Origin of the sequence: Bradyrhizobium zhengyangense (assembly GCF_022012435.1) — a bacterium.
GTDB classification, from domain to species: Bacteria; Pseudomonadota; Alphaproteobacteria; order Rhizobiales; family Xanthobacteraceae; genus Bradyrhizobium; species Bradyrhizobium zhengyangense.
In genome coordinates, this window is the sequence record NZ_JAKLUA010000002.1 from 298,552 (window position 1) to 318,077 (window position 19,526).

General features: G+C 64.5%; 18 protein-coding genes, 1 tRNA gene and 1 riboswitch. Of the genes, 6 read left to right on the plus strand and 13 right to left on the minus strand.

Annotated elements, in window-relative coordinates; genetic code table 11:
• Positions 1–2 precede the first annotated feature (2 nt).
• Entirely contained in the window at positions 3–437 is a 435-nt protein-coding gene (gene crcB / locus L6637_RS09840; RefSeq protein ID WP_237863493.1) for a fluoride efflux transporter CrcB, read from the minus strand.
• Positions 412–1,620, minus strand: coding sequence for an MFS transporter (locus L6637_RS09845; RefSeq protein WP_237870702.1), 1,209 nt, complete (start codon positions 1,618–1,620; stop codon positions 412–414). Before L6637_RS09845 ends, crcB begins: the two co-directional genes overlap by 26 nt.
• 114 nt (positions 1,621–1,734) lie before the next feature.
• Positions 1,735–1,813: riboswitch (Fluoride riboswitch) on the minus strand.
• 203 nt (positions 1,814–2,016) lie between these two features.
• Here L6637_RS09845 and L6637_RS09850 point away from each other — a divergent pair.
• The 3 genes from L6637_RS09850 (at position 2,017) to L6637_RS09860 (ending at position 4,447) form a co-directional block, all read left to right on the plus strand.
• Positions 2,017–2,877, plus strand: a complete 861-nt coding sequence (locus tag L6637_RS09850; protein ID WP_237863494.1) for a DUF1194 domain-containing protein — start codon at positions 2,017–2,019, stop codon at positions 2,875–2,877.
• 171 nt (positions 2,878–3,048) lie between these two features.
• Positions 3,049–3,684 carry a hypothetical protein gene (locus L6637_RS09855; protein WP_237863495.1) on the plus strand — a complete coding sequence of 212 codons (636 nt, stop codon included), beginning with the start codon at positions 3,049–3,051 and terminating at the stop codon, positions 3,682–3,684.
• Between the two features lie 172 nt (positions 3,685–3,856).
• Positions 3,857–4,447, plus strand: a complete 591-nt coding sequence (locus tag L6637_RS09860) for a hypothetical protein (RefSeq protein ID WP_237870337.1) — start codon at positions 3,857–3,859, stop codon at positions 4,445–4,447.
• On the opposite strand, the gene L6637_RS09865 is transcribed toward L6637_RS09860, so the two are convergent.
• The 9 genes from L6637_RS09865 to L6637_RS09905 all read right to left on the minus strand — a co-directional run bounded on the left by L6637_RS09865 (position 4,444) and on the right by L6637_RS09905 (position 14,590).
• Positions 4,444–5,523: an Acg family FMN-binding oxidoreductase gene (locus L6637_RS09865; protein ID WP_237870339.1), complete on the minus strand. Its 1,080-nt coding sequence runs from the start codon at positions 5,521–5,523 to the stop codon at positions 4,444–4,446. The genes L6637_RS09860 and L6637_RS09865 overlap by 4 nt on opposite strands.
• 110 nt (positions 5,524–5,633) lie before the next feature.
• Positions 5,634–6,881, minus strand: a complete 1,248-nt coding sequence (locus L6637_RS09870; protein WP_237870341.1) for a class I SAM-dependent RNA methyltransferase — start codon at positions 6,879–6,881, stop codon at positions 5,634–5,636.
• Positions 6,874–7,608 carry a TlyA family RNA methyltransferase gene (locus L6637_RS09875; protein ID WP_237870343.1) on the minus strand — a complete coding sequence of 245 codons (735 nt, stop codon included), beginning with the start codon at positions 7,606–7,608 and terminating at the stop codon, positions 6,874–6,876. The genes L6637_RS09870 and L6637_RS09875 overlap by 8 nt, the downstream gene beginning before the upstream one ends.
• Positions 7,609–7,632: 24 nt before the next feature.
• Positions 7,633–8,187 (minus strand): nucleoside 2-deoxyribosyltransferase, encoded by a 555-nt coding sequence (locus tag L6637_RS09880; RefSeq protein WP_237870345.1) that lies wholly within the window; start codon positions 8,185–8,187, stop codon positions 7,633–7,635.
• A 37-nt stretch (positions 8,188–8,224) separates the two neighbouring features.
• Positions 8,225–10,153, minus strand: a complete 1,929-nt coding sequence (gene dxs / locus L6637_RS09885) for a 1-deoxy-D-xylulose-5-phosphate synthase (RefSeq protein ID WP_237870347.1) — start codon at positions 10,151–10,153, stop codon at positions 8,225–8,227.
• A 581-nt stretch (positions 10,154–10,734) separates the two neighbouring features.
• Complete coding sequence (locus tag L6637_RS09890; RefSeq protein WP_027554315.1) at positions 10,735–10,986, minus strand: exodeoxyribonuclease VII small subunit; 252 nt, start codon at positions 10,984–10,986, stop codon at positions 10,735–10,737.
• 73 nt (positions 10,987–11,059) lie between these two features.
• Positions 11,060–11,989 carry a histone deacetylase family protein gene (locus L6637_RS09895; RefSeq protein ID WP_237863502.1) on the minus strand — a complete coding sequence of 310 codons (930 nt, stop codon included), beginning with the start codon at positions 11,987–11,989 and terminating at the stop codon, positions 11,060–11,062.
• 133 nt (positions 11,990–12,122) lie between these two features.
• A complete protein-coding gene (locus L6637_RS09900; RefSeq protein ID WP_237870349.1) occupies positions 12,123–13,781 on the minus strand; it encodes a bifunctional metallophosphatase/5'-nucleotidase in 1,659 nt (552 codons plus the stop codon).
• Between the two features lie 50 nt (positions 13,782–13,831).
• Positions 13,832–14,590: an enoyl-CoA hydratase-related protein gene (locus tag L6637_RS09905; protein WP_237870351.1), complete on the minus strand. Its 759-nt coding sequence runs from the start codon at positions 14,588–14,590 to the stop codon at positions 13,832–13,834.
• Positions 14,591–14,623: 33 nt separating this feature from the next.
• On the opposite strand from L6637_RS09905, the gene L6637_RS09910 reads away from it, so the two are divergent.
• Together L6637_RS09910 and L6637_RS09915 are read left to right on the plus strand one after the other, a co-directional pair.
• Entirely contained in the window at positions 14,624–14,914 is a 291-nt protein-coding gene (locus L6637_RS09910) for a hypothetical protein (protein WP_237870353.1), read from the plus strand.
• Positions 14,892–16,139 carry an MFS transporter gene (locus L6637_RS09915; protein WP_237870355.1) on the plus strand — a complete coding sequence of 416 codons (1,248 nt, stop codon included), beginning with the start codon at positions 14,892–14,894 and terminating at the stop codon, positions 16,137–16,139. The genes L6637_RS09910 and L6637_RS09915 overlap by 23 nt, the downstream gene beginning before the upstream one ends.
• Positions 16,140–16,287: 148 nt before the next feature.
• On the opposite strand, the gene L6637_RS09920 is transcribed toward L6637_RS09915, so the two are convergent.
• The gene (locus L6637_RS09920; RefSeq protein ID WP_237863506.1) at positions 16,288–18,066 is read right to left on the minus strand and encodes an acyl-CoA dehydrogenase family protein; all 1,779 of its coding nucleotides are present in this window, start codon (positions 18,064–18,066) and stop codon (positions 16,288–16,290) included.
• Between the two features lie 245 nt (positions 18,067–18,311).
• Between L6637_RS09920 and L6637_RS09925 the strand changes: the two genes are divergently transcribed.
• Positions 18,312–18,386, plus strand: a tRNA-Gln gene (locus L6637_RS09925).
• Positions 18,387–18,397: 11 nt separating this feature from the next.
• On the opposite strand, the gene L6637_RS09930 is transcribed toward L6637_RS09925, so the two are convergent.
• Positions 18,398–19,525: an ABC transporter permease gene (locus tag L6637_RS09930; protein WP_237870357.1), complete on the minus strand. Its 1,128-nt coding sequence runs from the start codon at positions 19,523–19,525 to the stop codon at positions 18,398–18,400.
• Position 19,526 lies beyond the last annotated feature (1 nt).

Sequence of the window (19,526 nt, forward strand, 5' to 3'; positions counted from 1 at the left end):
CTTTATCCTCCAAGACTGTCTGCAAGGAGGAAGCCGCAGCTCACCGCCGCAAGGCACAGTCCGACTGAGAACACGACGTTGCCGAGCGCGTGCACCGGCTCGCCGTTGCGCGCCAAGGTCAGCGTTTGCAGGCTGAACGAGGACACCGTGGTGTAGCAGCCGAGGAAGCCTGTTACCGCGAACAGCCACGGATTGGGCGTCGCGAACATCGAGCCGGGATGGGTCGCCAACGCGCCAAGAATGCCGATCAGGAAGGCGCCGGTGACATTGATGGTCATGGTGCCCCAGGGAAAGGTCTCGCCCAGCCGCCGCGCGATGGCGCCGGAGACAAAATAGCGCGCGCAGCCGCCCAGCACGCTGCCGACCACGATAGCGATCGCTCCGCTCAGCACGATGAACAGCCCCCCGTCATCACTTGTTCTCCATGGCCAGGCCATTGCCGATGGTCAACAGTCCCACCAGCGCGGCCAATGCGAAGCCGAGCCCGGCAAGGAACGTGCCGACCGGACCATAGGCATCCCAAAGCGCGCCGGCGATCACGCTCGCGGCCAGCATCGCAAGGCCGGTGAACAGGTTGAAATAGCCGAAGGCGGTGCCGCGTAGCGCCGAAGGTGCAGTATCGGCGACGAGCGCCGAGAGCAAGCCTTGCGTCAATCCCATATGCAGGCCCCACAGCACGACGCCGAGCGCCAGGCCGGCGAGATCGGGCAGCAGCGCCAGCGTAACGTCCGCGCCAGCGAGGAGGAGGAGGCCAAGCGCGAGCAGGGCGGTCCGGTTGATCCGGTCCGACAGCACGCCGGCCGGATAGGCGGAGAGAGCGTAGGTGATGTTCATCAGCACCAGCACCGCCGGCACCCACATGGCATTGAGCCCGATGTTCTGCGCCCGCAGGATCAGGAAGGCCTCGCTGAAACGTGCCAACGTGAACACGACGCCGATCGCAACGACGCGCCAATAGACCGGCCCGAGCTGCCGCATCGCGGCCGCGTTGAGCGGGTTCTTCGTGGGCTCGCGGCTCGCATCCGGCTCCGGCTCGTTCACTGCGAACGTGATCAGTCCGAACGACAGGAATGCCGGCAGCACCGCCACCCAGAACACGATGACAAAATGATCTGATGTCCACCACATCAGGCCGATTGCGGCGAGTGGCCCGACGAAGGCGCCGATCGTATCGAGCGACTGCCGCAAGCCGAAGCTCGCGCCGCGCAGGCCCATCGGCGAGATATCGGCGATCAATGCATCGCGCGGTGCGCCGCGAATTCCCTTGCCGACGCGATCGATGAAGCGCGCTGCCACCAGCCAGCCCACGCTGGGGGCAAGCGGGAACAACGGTTTTGTCAGCGCGGCCAGCCCGTAGCCCAGGGCCGCGAGCAGCTTGCGGCGGCCGAGCCAGTCGGACAGGGCGCCGGAGAAGATCTTCGTGATCGCAGCGGTGGCCTCCGCGATGCCCTCGATGAACCCGACGGTGAGGGTCGAGGCGCCGAGCATGGTGACGAGATAGACCGGCAGCAGCGCATGAATCATCTCGGAGGAGATGTCCATCAGCATCGAGACGAAGCCGAGCACCCAGATCCCCCTGGGCAGCTTGGCGTGCGCAGCGTTCGGTGTGGTCGTCGCCATGTCGTGGACGGTCTCCTTGGCCTTCGTTTCAGGCAACAAAGTTTCAGGCAACAAAAAACCCGCCAGCGGCGGGTTTGTCCATGCTCCCGCCAAAGGCAGAGGCCGATTGCCTCACCTTGGGCAGGAGTCATCAGCCCATTACAGTTACGCGACCGCCGGGCGGTTGTCGGGGGACTCCATCCCCATCTGTTCGCTCAGCCTAGCATGGAAATCAGGGGGAACAAGTGGGCGCCCGGTCACGCGGCGCGATCGCGTGGCGGCGCAAGCGTGGCGACATGGCGGCGGTTTCGCGCTGGCGTGTGAAAATCCTAACCTGAATGTGAAGCACAAGCGATCTTCGCGCTTTGCGGTAAGGCGTTTGCATGTCACCATCGCGTCATACGACGGGAGACTGCGATGCGCTTGCTGTTCTCGATCGGGGCTGTGCTGGTGGCCGGCGTGCTTGCCGGGGGGGACGTCGCGGGCATCGCGGCACCAGGGCCGAAGTTCGAATCGCCAAAGCAGCGGCAGGCGGCCGATGGCGATGCGCAGTCTGTCGATATCGAGTTGATCCTCGCGGTCGACGTCTCCTACTCCATGGACATGGATGAGCTCGCGATCCAGCGCGAGGGCTATGCCCAGGCGATCCAGTCCAAGGAGTTCTTGCAGGCGCTGAAGGCCGGCCCCAACGGCAGGATCGCGGTGACCTATTTCGAATGGGCCGCATCCAGCGACCAGAAGATCATCATTCCCTGGCGCCTCATCGACGGACCGGAGACGGCGGATGCAGTCTCGGCCGAGATCTTGAAGACGCCGATCCGGCGCGCCTCACGCACCTCGATCTCGGGTGCGATCGGATTTGCGATGCCGTTGTTCGACGAGGATCCTTATCACGGGCTTCGCCGCGTCATCGACATTTCGGGCGATGGCCCCAACAACAATGGAGGCCCCGTCACGGTGGCGCGCGATCTCGCGCTCGAGAAGGGGATCGTCATCAACGGCCTGCCGATCATGGTGAAGGAGCCGTCCTATTCGACCATGGATATCGACAATCTCGACTACTACTACGAGGATTGCGTGATCGGCGGGCCCGGCTCCTTTGTGATTGCGATCAAGGATCGCGAGAAGTTCAAGGAAGCGATCCGCACCAAGCTTCTGATGGAGGTGGCCGGCCGCACGCCCGAGCGTCCGGTGGTGCGCGTTGCGGACAAGGACAAGGAGCCGCGCGTGAGCTGCATGATCGGCGAGAAGATCTGGTCGGATCGCTGGGGCCGCTGAAACGCATCTGCGATGAGACCATTTGCCCATCACACCAGCGGTTGAAATTAACCGCTTGTTAACGACGGCATGGCCCTAATCCAAGCGTTTCTGAATGTTTCCGACTCTCCCTGGCCAGTGTTCGAAGGCCGGCGGGTTCGTCCGATTCATTCGTCGAGCAAGCCCAAGCCCATGGCCATCGTCACGCAAAGCACCAGCCAGATCTCGCCCGCTAACGAGCGGCTGTATCACCAGAGCGCTCTGGTCGGCGACTGGAAGGGCAATTGGGTGGGGAACAACCAGCCCGTCGATTTCAAAGTCGTGAACATCAGGGGTAACCGGGCGCAGGTCGAGTATACTCACAACGGGCACACCGAGCGCGGCTTTGCCCAGGTCCAAGGCACGCTCATCACCTTTGGCGGAGTTACGGTCGGCACCAAGGACGGCAAGAACATGGTGCTCCTGTTCTCCTTTGGGGGCGCTGGCAAGCAGACCGCCAACCTTCAGAAGCAAGCGCCGCCGGCCTCCGACAGCCGGCTGATGGGAAGCTGGGGCGGCTATTCCAGCGACAACGGCAAGAGCGCGAGCTTTCGCGTGCTATCCGTCGACGGCAACGAAGCGCAGGTCAGCGTCACCACCGACGGCATCACCCGCCAGGGCACCGGCATCGTCTACAAGAACGTCATCATGTTCGGCCAGGCGCAGATCGCGACGGACGACGGGCAGAACGGCAAGATCATCTACCAGGTCGGCACCAAATCCTTCATGGTGCCGGTGACGAAATATCCGCCGGCGGATTCGTCGTCTTCGGTGGACAAGACCGCGTAGCCGCTTGCGACTTCGATTTTGGCATGCGCGCCGTCGACATGGCCGATGCCGACGGCAATCAGGTCACGTTCAGGATGGGCGTCTCTGGAACCGCCTCACGCCCGTCCCGGCTCAGCTGGTATTTGCCGCGTGCATCCCGTATAATTTGCGCACCATCCTGACGGTTAGCCGAATGTCCAGCCTTGTTCGTTCCTGCGCTCTTGCAACTCTCTTCGCGATGTTTTGCCTTGGCGGCGCGCCTGCTCATGCCCAGGTCGCGCCTCTGCAGTATTGGATTCCCGGTGGGGGTTTCGGTTATGGCGGTAGCGCCGAGAGCTACGGCAACTTTCCAAGCTTCAACACTGGTGCCGTCAACAATGGCTACGATTTGCGTCCCGGCTTTTTCGTCGGAAGCCAGCGCGGCAGTCTCGGTCTGAACAGTTTCACGCAGGCTGGATCTTCAGCCAATTTCAGCGCGCTCTCCTACGACAGCACGCAGTTCGGCTACAACATGAAGACCGCGGGCGGCTCGCCCGTGACCTTCTTTGCCGGCTTCGACACACTGAAATACGGCAACGGCATCGGCAGCTCGGTTGCGCCGCTGACCTCTGCCGCCGGGCCCGGCTACGGCGGATTTGCCGGCGTCGAATTCAAGCCGACCTCCAACCTCAGCCTGTCGTTCGGGGCCGGGTTCACCCAGCGCGACTCGAGCCGCATGGACAGCGATATCAGGTCGGACATGCTGCCCGGCGAGTCGCCGGCGCTGGGCCAGCTGCGACGCTAGAATTGCATCACTTGTTCCGGGGGACGCCGCAGCGATTTTGGCAAGTCCGGACCTGCTCCGAAACGCATCACGATATCGGGGCGCCGTTCGGCGAGACCGAGCGAGGTCGCGAATTGGGGTTTCAGGGCCGCTACCTCGACCGGTTGGTTCACGAATGAATATTTGAGACCCAGCGCGGTCGCCTGCAAACCGAAACGCTGGCAGGCGCGGCCGACCGCGATCCAGTGCGCCTTGTCGCTGCGGTCGGCTGCGAGCACGACAACACCGGCAGAGCTGTCGAGTTGGTCGCGGTACTTCTTGTTTTCTCCGTCTTCGGTGAAGAAGAGCCTCAGCAGCGGCCGGGCGACCCATGCGGGCAGGGATGGATTTCCCGAGACACGCGAGAACAGCCCGTCCATTGTCGCGAGCGCATCGGCCTCGTTGAAACGCATCCAGCTCACGAGCTCGCGCATGAAGGCCCGATCGCGCATCTGTGCCGAATTGCCTTCGAGCACATAGTCGGTCACCTTCTTGATTGCGGGACGGTCGGTCATCAGCATCGCGGCGACACCAGGTTCGCGGCAGGCGTTCTCGAGCTGATGCAGGATTTCGGGCGCGGCCGGCCTGCCGTCGAAAGCCGCGCGCGTGCATTGCCTGACTGGAATCGCATCGGCCAGCGCCGCTGCTGCCGGCGAGGCTTCCTCGAGCGCGATCACGATCCGCTCGCCGTCGAAAACGGAGTTGGCGCGCCAGCCGAGCGCGGATGCGGCGAGGCAGAGATTTTCGGCGGCGCATCCAAGACTGACGAAGAGGTGATGATCGTCGGGATCGACGGCCGGACAGCGGCGCTTGAAGTCGGGCGCAATCGCGATCTCATTGCCGTGGGCGGAAAAAATCCAGGGCTGCGTGTTGTGACTGTTGGCCGCAAGCGTCGCACAACGCACGAGCTCGCGGTCCCGCGGCGCAGCTCGCAAGGGGGCGCGTGACGACCTGATGGCCTCGTCGTAGGTCATGCCGGCCGCGCCAGCAGGGAGGCCGCTGACGGCGGCCGCAGAAAGCCCGAGCGTGGCCGCGATGAACTGTCGTCGGTCAACCACAAGCGTCCGCTCCGCGTACCATTGCCCAGCAAGCTTCTAGCGCCCACGAAGCACGGGGCGATTGAGCAGAATCAAGCTTGGAGCGCGTTGACGCGATCGGGACTTCGGCCCTAGCGGGTAAACCGCGCGACGATCTCGACATGGGGCGTGTGGCGAAACTGATCGACCGGAATGACATTCTCGATCTTGTAGCCGCCGTCGATCAGAAGTCGCGCGTCGCGGGCAAACGTTGCGACGTTGCACGAGACAGCGGCCACCACGGGCACCTTGCTCGCGGCGAGTTTCAGCGCCTGTGCCTGTGCGCCCTGGCGTGGCGGATCGAATACCACGGCATCGAAATCGCGCAGCTCCGGTGGCACCAGCGGACGGCGGAACAGGTCGCGCGGCTCGCACCTGATCGGCTTCAGTCCCGGCGTGCGCGCTGCTTTCGCCAGTGCGGCGATAGCGCCGGCGTCGCTGTCATAGGCGGTGACGCGGGCCTTCTCGGCGAGCCTGAGCGCAAACGGGCCGACGCCACAGAAGAGGTCGAGAACCTCTTTCGCCTTGCCGACGCGCTCGGCAACGAGAGCGGCAAGCGTCTCTTCGCCCGCGACGGTCGCTTGCAGGAACGAGCCTGGCGGCAGCGTCACCTCGGCGCGGCCCATTTTCACCGTTGGCGGCAGGCGTTGCAGCACCAATTCGCCATGCCGCGTCAGCCGCGCAAGACGATGCTGCTCGGCAACGCGCGACAGCGCCGTGACCAGCGGCGTCGGCAGCGGGCCGGAGCCGCGCACGTCGACATCGAGGCCGTTGGCGGTAGCCGTTACCTGGATATCGAGCGGCTTCGTCACCGGCATCTTTGACGTCAGCGGCTCGGCGAGCGCCCAGGCGGCATCGAGCGCGCCTTCCAGCGCGGGATCGAGGATCGGGCAGCGGTCGATCGGGATCACGTCATGCGAGCTCGTCGCGGAGAAACCGACCTTGAGCACGTCATGCGTGCCGAACCGGCCGTGCAGCGTGACGCGCCTTCGCCCGGCGCCATGCGCATCGACCAGCGGCGCCACATCGCAGTCGATGCCGGCCTGCGCCAGCGTTTCGACCACGATGTTGCGTTTCCAGGCATGATACGGCTCAGTCGCCCAGTGCTGGATCGCGCAGCCACCGCAGACGCCGAAATGCGGACAAAACGGCTCGATGCGCTCGGGGCTGGCGATATCGACCGCCAGCAGCTTGCGACGATCGGGATGGTGGCCGGCGACGTGGTCGACCTCGACGGTCTCGCCGCCAAGCGTATAGGGCACATAGATCGCATCGCCGGCGTCGAGCGAAACGCCGTCGCCGCGATGGCCGACATGATCGATCGTGACGCGTTCAACCACGGCGCGCGCCCAGGAAGAATTCGATATTGCCGTCGCCGCCTGCGATCGAGGATGGAAACACCTCGATGCCGGTGCAGCCGAGTGACTTGGCAAAGGCCTCAATGTCGTCGCAGATCTCCTGATGCACCGCGGCGTCGCGGATGATGCCCTTCTTGTTGTGCTTTCTGTCAGCCTCGAATTGCGGCTTGATCAGCGCCAGCAGGCTCATCGGCGCTGCCGCGAGCAACAGCGCGACCGGCAGCACGGTCTTCAGCGAGATGAAGCTGACGTCGATGACGACGACATCCGGCCGCGCCGGAAGCCGCTTGCCCTCATAGGCGCGAATGTCGGTCTCCTCCATCGAGACGATTTTGGGATGACCGCGCAGCGAGGGATGCAGCTGGCTGGTGCCGACATCAATGGCGAACACCAGGCTCGCGCCGTTCGCCAGCAGCACCTCGGTGAAGCCGCCGGTCGAGGCGCCGACATCGAGGCATACGTGATCCTCGATCTCGATCGGGTATCGCTCCAGCGCACCGGCGAGCTTGACGCCGCCGCGCGAGACATAGGGATGCGCAGGCTCGGCCTGGATCACCGCGTCCTCGGCGATCGTCTCCGACGGCTTGGCGACCTGCTTGTCGTTGGCCGTGACGAGCCCGGCCTCGATGGCCGCGCGCGCCCGCGCCCGGCTCTCGAACAGGCCGCGCTCGACCAGCAGAACATCCGCGCGCTTGCGGGCAGGGGACATGATCTCTCCGGGGTGACTGAAGCGCTATGTAGCGATCAATCGCGCGGCCGCCATCCGGACGCAAGTCTCGAACGCGGCAAGATCGTGCCAGACGTCGACAGGCTGAGCTGCCGGCGTCACCAGCGGGCAGCCATGCAGCTCCAGCGCGTGGATCATCATGAGGTTGTCGACGAGGCCAAAATCCTCGACCGTCAGCCCCTGCGCATCGACCAGCCGTCCGCCCTCGGTGGTGACGTCCATGAAGCGGCCGAGGCGGTCGGCATAGGTGGCGGGATCGTTGGAGTAGGCCAGGCAAAATTTGCGGCGGCCGGCCATGTAGCCGAGCTCGTAGACGGTGCCAGGATCCGCGCCGGCACCGCGGAACGGCGTCAGGTTCGCAATGATGGCGTCGGCGTGGTCCATCATCGCCTCATTGCCGCAAAAGATCTGCCGCGAGGCGTCTGAAACGGTGAGGTCGATGGAGTTGTCGAGAGGGTAGAGACCGGTGAGCCCGTGCGCGGTGCAGATCTCCGCCTTGCGGCGACCAATCTCGACCGCATCCGGCAGGAACACGTCGGGACCTGCCAGATAGATTTTCATGAACGTCGCGCTGGTTCGCGGAAGGTCGAAGCTCGCCTCAGGCGAGCTTGACCGTCTCGGTCTTCACATCCTTGCCGAGGGCTTCGAAGACCTTGGCGACGATGCCCTTGGCGTCGAGACCGGCACGGGCATACATCGCGGCCGGCGTGTCGTGATCCTGGAACACGTCGGGCAGGACCATCGTGCGGAATTTGACCATGCCAGTGTCGAGCACGCCCTGGTCTGTCAGGTATTGCGCGACATGCGAGCCGAAGCCGCCGACCGAACCTTCCTCGACCGTGATCAGCACGTCGTGGTCGCGGGCAAGCTTCAGCACCAGCTCGGTGTCGAGCGGCTTCAGGAAGCGCGCATCCGCGATCGAGGTGGAGAGACCATGGGCGGCGAGCTCGTCGGCCGCCTTCTCGCATTCGGCCAGACGCGTGCCGAAGGAGAGCAGGGCGATCTTGTTGCCCTGGCGGATCATGCGGCCCTTGCCGATCTCGAGCGGGATCCCAACTTCGGGCATCTCGATGCCGCGGCCTTCGCCGCGCGGATAGCGCAGCGAGCTCGGACGGTCGTTGATCGCGACCTGGGTCGCCACCATGTGCACGAGCTCGGCTTCATCAGCCGCAGCCATGATCACCATGTTGGGCAGACAGCCGAGATAGGCGTTGTCGAACGAGCCGGCATGGGTCGCGCCGTCGGCGCCGACGAGGCCGGCGCGGTCGATGGCGAAGCGCACGGGCAGGTTCTGGATCGCGACGTCATGGACGATCTGGTCGTAGCCGCGCTGCAGGAAGGTCGAGTAGATCGCGCAGAACGGCTTGTAGCCCTCGGTCGCAAGACCGGCGGCGAAGGTCACCGCGTGCTGCTCGGCGATACCGACGTCGAAGGTGCGGTCCGGGAACGCCTTGTTGAAGATGTCGACGCCGGTGCCTGACGGCATCGCCGCGGTGATGGCGACGATCTTGTCGTCCTTCTGCGCTTCCTTGACGAGGCTCTGGCCGAACACGTTCTGGTAGGCCGGCGCATTCGGCTTGGCCTTGGCTTGCGTGCCGGTGGCGACGTCGAATTTGACGACGGCGTGGTATTTGTCGGCGGAGGCTTCAGCCGGGCCGTAGCCCTTGCCCTTCTGCGTCACGACGTGGACCAGGATCGGGCCGGTCTCCATGTCGCGCACGTTCTTCAGCACGGGCAGGAGATGGTCGAGATTATGGCCGTCGATCGGGCCGACGTAATAGAAGCCGAGCTCCTCGAACAGCGTGCCGCCGTCCATCATGAAGCCGCGGGAATATTCCTCGACGCGGTTGGCGCGGTTGGCGAGGATCTTGGGCAGGCGCTTGTTGATCTGCTTGGCCGCATCGCGCAGCGTGCGATAGGTCTTGCCGGAGTAGAGGCGCGACAGATAGGCGCTCATGGCGCCGACCGGCGGCGCGATCGACATGTCGTTGTCGTTGAGGATCACGATCAGGCGCGAGTTCATCGCGCCGGCATTGTTCATGGCCTCATAGGCCATGCCCGCCGACATCGCACCGTCACCGATCACGGCGATAACGTTGTTCTTGCCGCCGGAGAGGTCGCGCGCGACGGCCATGCCGAGACCGGCGGAGATCGAGGTCGAGGAATGTGCGGCGCCGAACGGATCGTAATCGCTCTCGCTGCGCTTGGTGAAGCCGGAGAGGCCGCCGCCGGTGCGCAGCGTGCGGATGCGGTCGCGGCGTCCGGTGAGAATCTTGTGCGGATAGGCCTGATGGCCGACGTCCCAGATCAGCCGGTCGCGCGGCGTGTCGAAGACGTAATGGATCGCGGTGGTGAGCTCGACCACGCCGAGGCCCGCGCCGAAGTGACCGCCGGTCACCGAGACGGCATCGATCGTTTCCTGCCGCAGCTCGTCGGCGACCTGGCGGACCTGCTCGACCTTGAGCTTGCGCAGGTCTTCCGGCGTCCGGATGGTGTCGAGAAGCGGCGTTTTACTGTATGCGTTCACGGCGATTTCCAATTTGTCAGCGCCGGAAGGTCATTCCGGTGCGCGATGGGTTTGCACAATATCGGCGCAGCGCGAGTCCTTAAACCGTCGGAGCCACCTGCATGGGGCAAAGCCCCGTCTTCAAGCTTAGGTGAGCTTAAGTGCGCTCCGGTTCAGTCTCTGTGATCCCTGTCACGTAGATCGGCTTCGTCCGTCCCAGCCAATTCATCAGCGATTTGAAGCACTTGACATCGAAAATCGGTCCCCACGTCAAGGCTAACAAAAAGCCACACTCCGCGCAGCTTTACACCAAAGCTTGGGCCAAAGCCAACCCACAGGGCCGATTACGGGTATGCAGGTGCAACCGGCGGGCCAATTTGGTTAATCGCGGCGCCGGTAGGAAGGTTCCAATCCTGCCCGGTTCCTTGGCAGGATTCTGGGCACAAGAACAGCCTTTTCGGTGGAATTTCGCGGGATGACAACACCGGCGCGGGAACTCTTCCGCCTGGCGCCCGGCGTCCTTACGCCCAGCCAAAACGGGGGCGTGCGATCTTGAAAAATTGCAGGCGGCCGATGCGCGAGGCGGGGGGCTGCGCGCGCCCTTACTGCACGTCCAGTGGGGCCGTGCCGGCGGCCTGGCCACTGGCATCGGTGGTGATCTTGTCGACGCGCGCCTCGGCCTGGCGCAACAGCTCCTCGCAGCGCCGCTTCAGGGCTTCGCCGCGCTCGTAGATCGTGACGGATTCCTCGAGCGGCACCTTGCCGTCCTCGAGCCGCTTCACGATCGTCTCGAGTTCCTCGATCGCGCGCTCGAAGGTGAGCCGGGAGACGTCGATTTGGGTATTTTCGGCCATATCCGTTTCCGATTGCCCGATTCGCTTCTGCTGCAAAACAGCAGAGTTTTGCGGGCTTAATGTGGCGGGTCTCTCAAGCGCCCATCAGGGCGCCGACATGCGCCGTAACAGATTCTTTCAGTCCTTGCAGGTCGTAGCCGCCTTCGAGCACAGAAACAACGCGGCCGCCTGCGGACTTGTCCGCAAGGTCCATCAGTTTGCGCGTGACCCAGGCATAATCCTCCCCGCGTAAATTCAGCGAGGCCAGCGGATCGCGGTAATGCGCGTCGAAGCCGGCGGAAATGATGAGCAGCTCGGGGCTGAATTTCTCCAGCCGCGGCAGGATCAGGTTTTCGAACGCGGAGCGGAATTCGGGCCCGCCGTCTTCAGACGCCAGCGGCGCGTTGACGATGGTGTCATGATCGCCGCGCTCGCTCTTGGCGCCGGTGCCCGGAAACAGCGGCATCTGATGGGTCGAGCAGTACATCACGGTCGGATCCGACCAGAAGATGTCCTGGGTGCCGTTGCCGTGATGCACGTCGAAATCGACGATGGCCGCGCGCTTGATGCCGTATTTGCGCTGCGCGTGGCGCGCGGCGATCGCGACATTGTCGAAGAAGCAGAAGCCCATCGGCTTGCCGATCTCGGCGTGATGACCGGGCGGGCGCACCGCGACGAAGGCGTTGCGGTGCTCGCCGTTCATCACAGCCTCGGTCGCGGCCACTGCGCCGCCGACGCCGCGCATCACCGCTTCCCACGTGCCAGGGGACATCGAGGTGTCGCCGTCGAGATAGACTTGGCCGCTTGTCGGCGCGACGTGGCGCAGTTCGGTGACGTAATGCTCGTTATGGCAAAGCGTGACGAGATCGAGATCGCCCTCCGGCGCCAAATCGCGCGCCAGGAACTGGAAGCGCTCGACCGACAGCGCTTCCTCCACTGCACGCAGGCGGTCCGGGCGCTCGGGATGCCCCGGCGGCGTGACGTGGTCGAGGCAAGCCTTGTGGGAAAGGAGAAGCGTGCTCATCAGGTCGGCCTCGCTGGGAACGTACTCTCGACGTCGCTTGGCGCATCCGGCGCCAAAACGCAATGCAAAACCCAATCTAGGCGTTCCCTCCGGAATGGCAAAGGGCCGCCCGTTCAGGCCCGTTTGATCCAGATCAATTGACGCGCACGATGCGGGTAGGCGGCAACGGGCCGATCGGACCATGCGCCTTAAAGAAGGCAAACAGTGCGTCGGAATCGTACCCGCCATATTGCGGCGAAGTGCCTTGCTTGGCGACGGTAAAACCGTCGCCTCCGACCGCCAGATAGTCGTTGAGGGTCACGCGGTAGCCGGTGGCCGGCTCGATCGGCCTGCCGTTGAGCGTCATCTTGTCGGCCACGATGCGCTCACCGTATGGCTTTGACGCGTCCCAGCTGTAGTTGAATCCGATCGAGACCTGGAGGATTCGCGGCCGCTTCGGATCGAGCCATTGCTGCTCCAGCATGTCCTTGAGCTGACTGCCCGTGAGCGTCATGGTGACGAGGCGGTTGCGGAACGGCTGGCTTGCGAACAGCTCGCCGTAGGACACCGCGCCATTCTCCTTCGGGATGAGATCCGTGCGGATGCCGCCGGGATTGGTCAGCGCAATGACCGCGCTGCCGTCCTTGGCATCCTTCGTCGCGGCGAGCTGTGCATCCGCAATGATGTCGCCGAGGGCGCTTTCGCCGGCCTCGTTCGGAACGCGCGACAGCGTCTGCGTCACCGATCCGGCCGGCCGGTTGGCAATCGGCGCCGAGAGCTTGTCATAAGCGTCGATCAGCGCGGTCTGCTCGGGATCCCTGGCGAGCGAGGCATTGGCGACGATGACGTTCTCGGCCTTGGCGCTGACGATGTCGCGGGTCGCAGGATCGAGCTTGAGGTCGATCGCGGTGACCAGCGTGCCGTATTTGTCGCCGCTGGTGACGAGCCGCCCGTCGATCTCGCAGACGTAAGCGCGATGCGTGTGGCCGCTGACGACGACGTCGACCGCGCGGTCGAACTTTTTGACGATGTCGACGATCGGCCCTGTGATGGCAGGGCATTCGTTGTAATCGCCTGCGGGCTCACCGCCCTGGTGGATCAGCACCACGATCGCCTCGACGCCTTTCGCCTTCAGTTGCGGCACCAGCGCATTCACCGTCTCGGCCTCATCGCGAAATTCCAGTCCGGCAATGCCCTTGGGCGAGACGATGCCGGCGGTCTCCTTCAGGGTCAGTCCGATGAAGGCGACCGAGATGCCCTCGAAGTCGCGGATCTCGTAGGGCGGCAGCACGCTCTTGCCGGTGGCGGTCTCCACGGTGGACGCCGCGAGATAGTGGAATTTGGCACCTAGGAAAGCATGCGGCCCCTGGCAGCCGTCCTCGGGATGGCAGCCGCCATTCTGCATCCTGAGCAGCTCGGTCTTGCCTTCGTCGAATTCATGGTTGCCGACCGAGGTGATCGCGAGCCCCATCATCGAGAGCGACTCGACCGAGGGCTCGTCATGAAACATCGCCGACAGGAACGGGCTCGCCCCGATCAGATCGCCGGCGGCGACGAAGATGGTGTTCTTGTGCCCCTCGCTCAGCTGCTTGACCAGCGTCGCCATGTATTCGGCGCCGCCGGCGGCGACCATCACCTTCTTGGTTTTGTCTTCAGGGTCATTGATGCGAATGCCGCCCGGCGGCGGACGGAGGTTGCCGTGGAAATCGTTGATCGCGAGAATCCGCAGCTCGACGGGCGCTGCGGTCTGCGCCGCGGCAGGCAAGGCGCAGAGCGCGAGCGCAAGCGTGGCAAGGATCGATTGGTATCGCATGGAACAAGATTAGTCGCTCCGCGCGAAGATTTCACGAAGGTTCTCGTTATCTACCGCTTCTTCCTGTTCGCAAACGCATTGAACGCGGCGACAGCTTCATCCGATTTCAGCCGCTCGCCGAACAGATGGCCCTCCTGATCGATGCGGCGGGTGAGCTCTTCCGGCGGGGTGCGCAGCAATTTGCGCGAGGTTGCGACGGCCTCGGCCGGCAGCCGGCAGATCTCGCGCGCGACCTTGCGGGCCTCCACCTCGGTATGTCCCGGCGAGACCACGGTATTGACGAAGCCGGCGGCATGGGCCTCGGCGGCGGTGAAGCTGCGGCCCATCGCCAGCATGGCGAAGGCGCGCTGGTAACCCATGGTGCTCGGCATCAGGAGGCTCGCGGCACCGACCGGCACGAGCCCGAGATTGATGTAGGGCGCCGAAAAGGTCGCGGCGTTGGAAGCGAGCACATAGTCGCAGTGAAACAGCATCACGGTGCCCATGCCGATCGAGGCGCCGTCCACGGCGGCGATGATCGGCTTGACGTTGAGCGCCAGCGAATAGAGGAATTTGACACCGTCCGACAACGTCTCCGGACGCGCCGCATCGGCGTGCATGAAGTCATCGATGTCGTCGCCGGCGGTGAACACGCCGGAGCCGCCGGTGATGATCATGCAGCGAATGTCGGGGTTGTTCTGCGCGGTGTCGATCGCGCGGCTCATCTCGCGATACATGTGCTGCGTGATCGCGTTCTTCTTGCCGGGACGGCGCAGGGTGATGACGCGTGTGCCGCGCTCGTCGGTGACGATGATGTTGCCGTTCGGCATGAGCACTCCCTGCGATCGCCGCGGCGCCTGCCGTTGGCGAGTCTTGCACAGCTGAGCCTACATGATCCCGCAGGCGTGCCAATCCTGCCGCGCGATCATTTCGGCAGTGATGCCGTCGAGTGGTTGCATGACACCCCGCCAGATAGCGGCATGTGTCGGGGAACAAACCAGCAGCGAAGGCTGCATCGCGCCTCCTGCGACGATTTGCGCATTGCAACAATTGGCTACAACGTTTCATTTGAAAAACCGGTGGTTGTACGTCACGATCAGCTGTTTCGTTCCATCAGGCCGATATTTGACGATGATCGCCGCAACGGAGGTTGACGAGTCCTCGCTGCGTTACCGCGGCTGGCGCGTGGTGCTGGCCTGCTTCCTGATGGCCTTCTTCATGTTCGGCTTTGGCCTGTATGGCCAGGGCGTGTATCTCGCCGAGCTCCAGCGCGCTCATGGCTGGTCCGGCACGCTGGTGTCCTCGGCCAGCACCTTCTCGTTCCTGCTGAGCGCCGTCCTCGTGATCTTTACCGACGATCTGCTCGTCCGCATCGGGTTGCGCGCGCTGATCCTGTGCGGGCTGGCCGCGCTTGGCGCATCGACCGCACTGCTCGGGCTGATGCAGTTGCCGTGGCAGCTTTATCTCGCCTATGCGCTGATGTCGGTCGGCTGGACCGGAATGGGCTCGGTGGTGATCGCCACCGTGCTGAACTCCTGGTTCGAGCGACGGCGCGGGCTCGCGCTCAGCCTCGCCTTCAACGGCGCCACTTGCGGCGGCATCATCCTCGTTCCCGTCCTGCTGGCGCTGAGCACCAGCATCGGCTTCCGTTCGGCCATGCTGGCGGCGACCGTCGTGATGGTGGTGCTGGTATTGCCGGTGGTTGTCGTCTTCACCGGTTGGCCGGTCGGCGCGTCGCTGCATGCGGCAGGTGCTTCCGGCGGGGGCAAGGCCGCGCGTCATTCGCGCCGGACGCTGCTCGCCAATGCATCATTCTGGACCATGGTGCTGCCGATCGCGATCGCGCTGCTGGCGCAGATGGGATTCATCATCCACCAGGTGACGTTTCTCCAACCATTGATCGGCCGCGCCAGTGCGGGCCTCGCGGTCACCATCATGGCCGCGATGGCGGTCGTCGGCCGGCTCACGCTCGGCCTGTTCGTCGACCGGCTCGATCCGCGGCTTGCCTGCTCGGCGTCGATGATCAGCCAGGCTGCGGCGCTGCTGGTGCTGCTGCAAAGCCAGAGCCCGATCGTGCTGCTGTTGTGCTGCGCGGTCTACGGCTTCTCGATCGGCAACATGATCACGTTTCCGCCCCTGATCATCCAGCGCGAGATCGGCAGTGCGGCCTTCGCTGCCGCGATGGGGCTGGGAACGTCGATCAGCGGCATTGTCAGCGCATTCGGTCCCGGCCTCGTCGGCCTCGTGCGCAGCGTGAGCGGCGATTACACCATGGCCTTTGCGATGTGCGTGGTGCTCGATGTCGTCGCCGCCGGCATCGTGCTGTGGCGGCCGGGGAAGAGGGCGGAGCAGACGCGCAATCTATCACCGTCACCCTGAGGTGGCCGCTTCTTCAGCGTCCCTCGAAGGGCGACGGCCCGGCTGCAACATCTCGGCCGGTCATCCTTCGAGGCTCCCCACGCGGCGCTTTGCGTCGCATGGCTCGTACCAGCGACAATGGCTTCGCCACTGCGCGGGGATGACGGGTCTACCCCAACAGCACCGCATCCGCCGCCGCGACCGACTCCGCGCTCTCCGTCACGGTGCGCTCGAGCGCGCCTGCCTGCACGGTGATGTTCTCGGCGAAGAAGCGCGCGAGCGAGACGTAGCGCTGCGCATCCGCAACACCTTCACTCTTCGCGGCAAGCGCCTCGGAGGCCAGCATGCAGCCGCCGAGCGTGGCACCGAATTGCTGCAGATACGGCGTCGCGCCGGCCAGCGCCTCGTTCGGCGCAGACGTGACGCGCTCGAGCAGCCACTTGCTGGTGCGCCTCAAGGCCTCCAGCGCCTCGCGCAGTTTCACGCCCGTGGTGCCGAAGGCGGGATCGTTGGACGCCTCGACCTGCTTCACAATGGCTGAGAGCTCATCGAGCAGCGCCCACACCGATGCACCGCCATTGGCGGCGAGCTTGCGCGTGACGAGGTCGATCGCCTGGATGCCGTTGGTGCCTTCGTAGATCGCGGTGATGCGCGCATCGCGATAATGCTGGGCGGCGCCGGTCTCCTCGATGAAGCCCATGCCGCCATGGATCTGCACGCCGAGATAGGCGACCTCGTTGCCGATATCGGTGGAATAGCCCTTCGCCATCGGCGTCAGCAGCGCGGCGCGTGCGGCGGCTTCAGTGCGCACCTTCGGATCCCTGGCGCGCATGGAGACGTCGAGTGCGACCGCGGTCGCATAGCAGATGGTGCGCGCGGCCGCAGTCTGGGCCCGCATCCGCATCAGCATGCGCTTGACGTCGGGATGCACGAAGATCGCATCCGAGCCGTCGCCCTTCTTGCCGATGGCGCGGCCCTGCTTGCGCTCCTGCGCATAAGACAGCGCCAGCTGATAGGCGCGATCGGCGACGCCGACGCCTTCGAGGCCGACGCCGAGACGGGCCTGGTTCATCATCGTGAACATGCAGCGCATGCCCTGGTTCTCTTCGCCGATCAGGAATCCGATCGCGCCGCCATGGTCGCCCATGGTCATGGTGCAAGTAGGGGAGGCGTGCATGCCGAGCTTGTGCTCGACGCCCGAGGCAAAGATATCATTGCGCGCGCCAAGCGAGCCGTCGGCATTGACCATGAATTTCGGCACCAGGAACAGCGAGATCCCCTTGGTGCCCGCGGGCGCATCGGGCAGGCGCGCCAGCACGAAATGCACGATGTTGTCGGTCATGTCGTGCTCGCCATAGGTGATGAAGATCTTCGTCCCCTTGATGCGATAGGTGCCGTCCGCCTGCTTTTCGGCGCGGGTGCGCAGTGCGCCGACATCGGAGCCGGCCTGCGACTCGGTCAGCTGCATCGTGCCGGTCCATTCGCCGGTGACGAGCTTTTCGAGATAGATCTTTTTCAGCTCGTCGCTGCCATGCGCGTCCAGCGCCTCGATCGCGGAGGCCGTCAGCAGCGGACAGAGGCCGAACGCGACGTTGGCGGCGCTCCAGATCTCGGTGCAGGCGGCGTTGATCGCCATCGGCAGGCCCTGGCCGCCAAAACCTTCCGGGCCCGAAACCGCGTTCCAGCCGCCTTCGGTCCAGCGCTTGTAGGCGTCCGGCCAGCCCGGCGCAGTCGTCACCTTGCCGGCATCGAGCTTGATGCCGTGCTCGTCGCCGACTTTGTTCAGCGGTGCCAGCACATCGGTCGCGAACTTGCCGGCCTCTTCCAGCACGGCAGCAGCAATGTCAGCGTCGAAATCGCCGTAATGGCCGGCGTCCACGGCGGCCTTGAGGCCGGCGCCATGGTTGAGCGACAGCAGCATGTCAGAGATCGGCGCGCGGTAGGTCATGGCTCACTCCCGAGGACAGGTTTGCCGTCGTATTCCCATGAAATGGCTGAGGCCTCAATGGGTGCGATACGGGACCGCATCGGGCCTTTGCCCCCGCCTATATTAAGGTGTGGCGCGACCGCGCCCCGGACGGTGGTATTTTGCCCCTCCAGGCGGTTGAAATGCCGCGCCGCACCCTATAGACCGGCTGCGACCAAAGGGAATCTGCGGGTGCCAGCCCGTCCGTCGTTCCCGTGGTTGCCTGATGGGGCGTAGCCAAGCGGTAAGGCAGCGGATTTTGATTCCGCCATTCGGAGGTTCGATCCCTCCCGCCCCAGCCAGCTCCCAGGATCTACTGCGCCCGCGCCAGCATCCGGCGGAATCGGGCAAGTGCGGCCGCCAGGAAGATTGCGCCAAGCCCGACAATCGCGGCGAGATGCGGCCAGACCTGGTCGATGCTGGCGCCCCGACACAACACCGACTGCGTGAACTGCACGAAATGCACGGCCGGCGAAATCTGAATCGCGACCTGGAGCGGCTGCGGCATGGCTTCGAGCGGAGAGGCCCCGCCCGACAGCATGTTGAGGATGAGGAACACCGGGATCGCGAGCAGCGCGAACTGCGGCATGGTGTTGGCGATGGTCGCGAGAAGGATGCCGAGCGAGGCGATGGCGAAGAGATAGATCACCATGCCGGAGACGAATAGCGGGATCGAGCCCGCGATCGGCACGTGCAATATGCCCTTGATCACGACAAGCAGCGAGAGCGTGCCGAAGAATGCCACCACCAGCGCGTTGGCCCAGATCTTTCCGACGGCGATCTCGTGCGCGCGGACAGGCATGACCAGGAGGTGCTCGATGGTGCCACGCTCGCGCTCGCGAATGACCGCCGCGCCGACCAGCAGGATGGTCAGCATCGTCAGGTTCTCCACCAGCGCATTGATCGCCATGTGCCAGAAGCCTTCCAGGTTCGGATTGAAGAAGGCGCGTTCGACGCTGCGCAGCGGGAGTTCGCGCGCGATGCCGCGGGAATGCAGGTAGTTCGTCGTTTCCTGCTGCAGGATCGAGGACACGTAGCCGGCGCCGACTGCCGCCTGTGTCATGGCCGTGGCGTCGATGTTGAGTTGCACCGCCGGATCGCGCCCGTTCAGCACATCGGCCTGGAACCGTGGCGGGATGTCGAGCACGAAGGCATACTGGCCTTCATCCATGAGGCGGTCGACGGCAGAACGGTCGACCGGGACCGGACGGCGGAAATAGGGCTGCAGTAGCGCGTCGGCGATGCGGGTGGACAGCACCGAACGATCGGAATCGACGATGGCGATCGGTGCGTTGTTGACCTCGGTCGTGATCCCCGTCGATTCGCTATAGACGCTGAACGAGAAGGAATAGACCACGAAGAAGGCCAGCACCACGTCACTTGCGAGACTCGCAAGCTCCTTGACGCCGAGGCGGAACACGTTGGAGAGCCAGCGGGTCATT

Excerpts from the sequence above, each read along its gene's own strand:
- crcB (WP_237863493.1), bottom strand. The coding sequence starts at position 437 with ATGGCCTGGCCATGGAGAACAAGTGATGACGGGGGGCTGTTCATCGTG.
- L6637_RS09845 (WP_237870702.1), bottom strand. The coding sequence starts at position 1,620 with ATGGCGACGACCACACCGAACGCTGCGCACGCCAAGCTGCCCAGGGGG.
- L6637_RS09850 (WP_237863494.1), top strand. The coding sequence starts at position 2,017 with ATGCGCTTGCTGTTCTCGATCGGGGCTGTGCTGGTGGCCGGCGTGCTT.
- L6637_RS09855 (WP_237863495.1), top strand. The coding sequence starts at position 3,049 with ATGGCCATCGTCACGCAAAGCACCAGCCAGATCTCGCCCGCTAACGAG.
- L6637_RS09860 (WP_237870337.1), top strand. The coding sequence starts at position 3,857 with ATGTCCAGCCTTGTTCGTTCCTGCGCTCTTGCAACTCTCTTCGCGATG.
- L6637_RS09875 (WP_237870343.1), bottom strand. The coding sequence starts at position 7,608 with ATGTCCCCTGCCCGCAAGCGCGCGGATGTTCTGCTGGTCGAGCGCGGC.
- L6637_RS09880 (WP_237870345.1), bottom strand. The coding sequence starts at position 8,187 with ATGAAAATCTATCTGGCAGGTCCCGACGTGTTCCTGCCGGATGCGGTC.
- L6637_RS09890 (WP_027554315.1), bottom strand. The coding sequence starts at position 10,986 with ATGGCCGAAAATACCCAAATCGACGTCTCCCGGCTCACCTTCGAGCGC.
- L6637_RS09895 (WP_237863502.1), bottom strand. The coding sequence starts at position 11,989 with ATGAGCACGCTTCTCCTTTCCCACAAGGCTTGCCTCGACCACGTCACG.
- L6637_RS09900 (WP_237870349.1), bottom strand. The coding sequence starts at position 13,781 with ATGCGATACCAATCGATCCTTGCCACGCTTGCGCTCGCGCTCTGCGCC.
- L6637_RS09905 (WP_237870351.1), bottom strand. The coding sequence starts at position 14,590 with ATGCCGAACGGCAACATCATCGTCACCGACGAGCGCGGCACACGCGTC.
- L6637_RS09915 (WP_237870355.1), top strand. The coding sequence starts at position 14,892 with ATGATCGCCGCAACGGAGGTTGACGAGTCCTCGCTGCGTTACCGCGGC.
- L6637_RS09920 (WP_237863506.1), bottom strand. The coding sequence starts at position 18,066 with ATGACCTACCGCGCGCCGATCTCTGACATGCTGCTGTCGCTCAACCAT.
- L6637_RS09930 (WP_237870357.1), bottom strand. The coding sequence starts at position 19,525 with ATGACCCGCTGGCTCTCCAACGTGTTCCGCCTCGGCGTCAAGGAGCTT.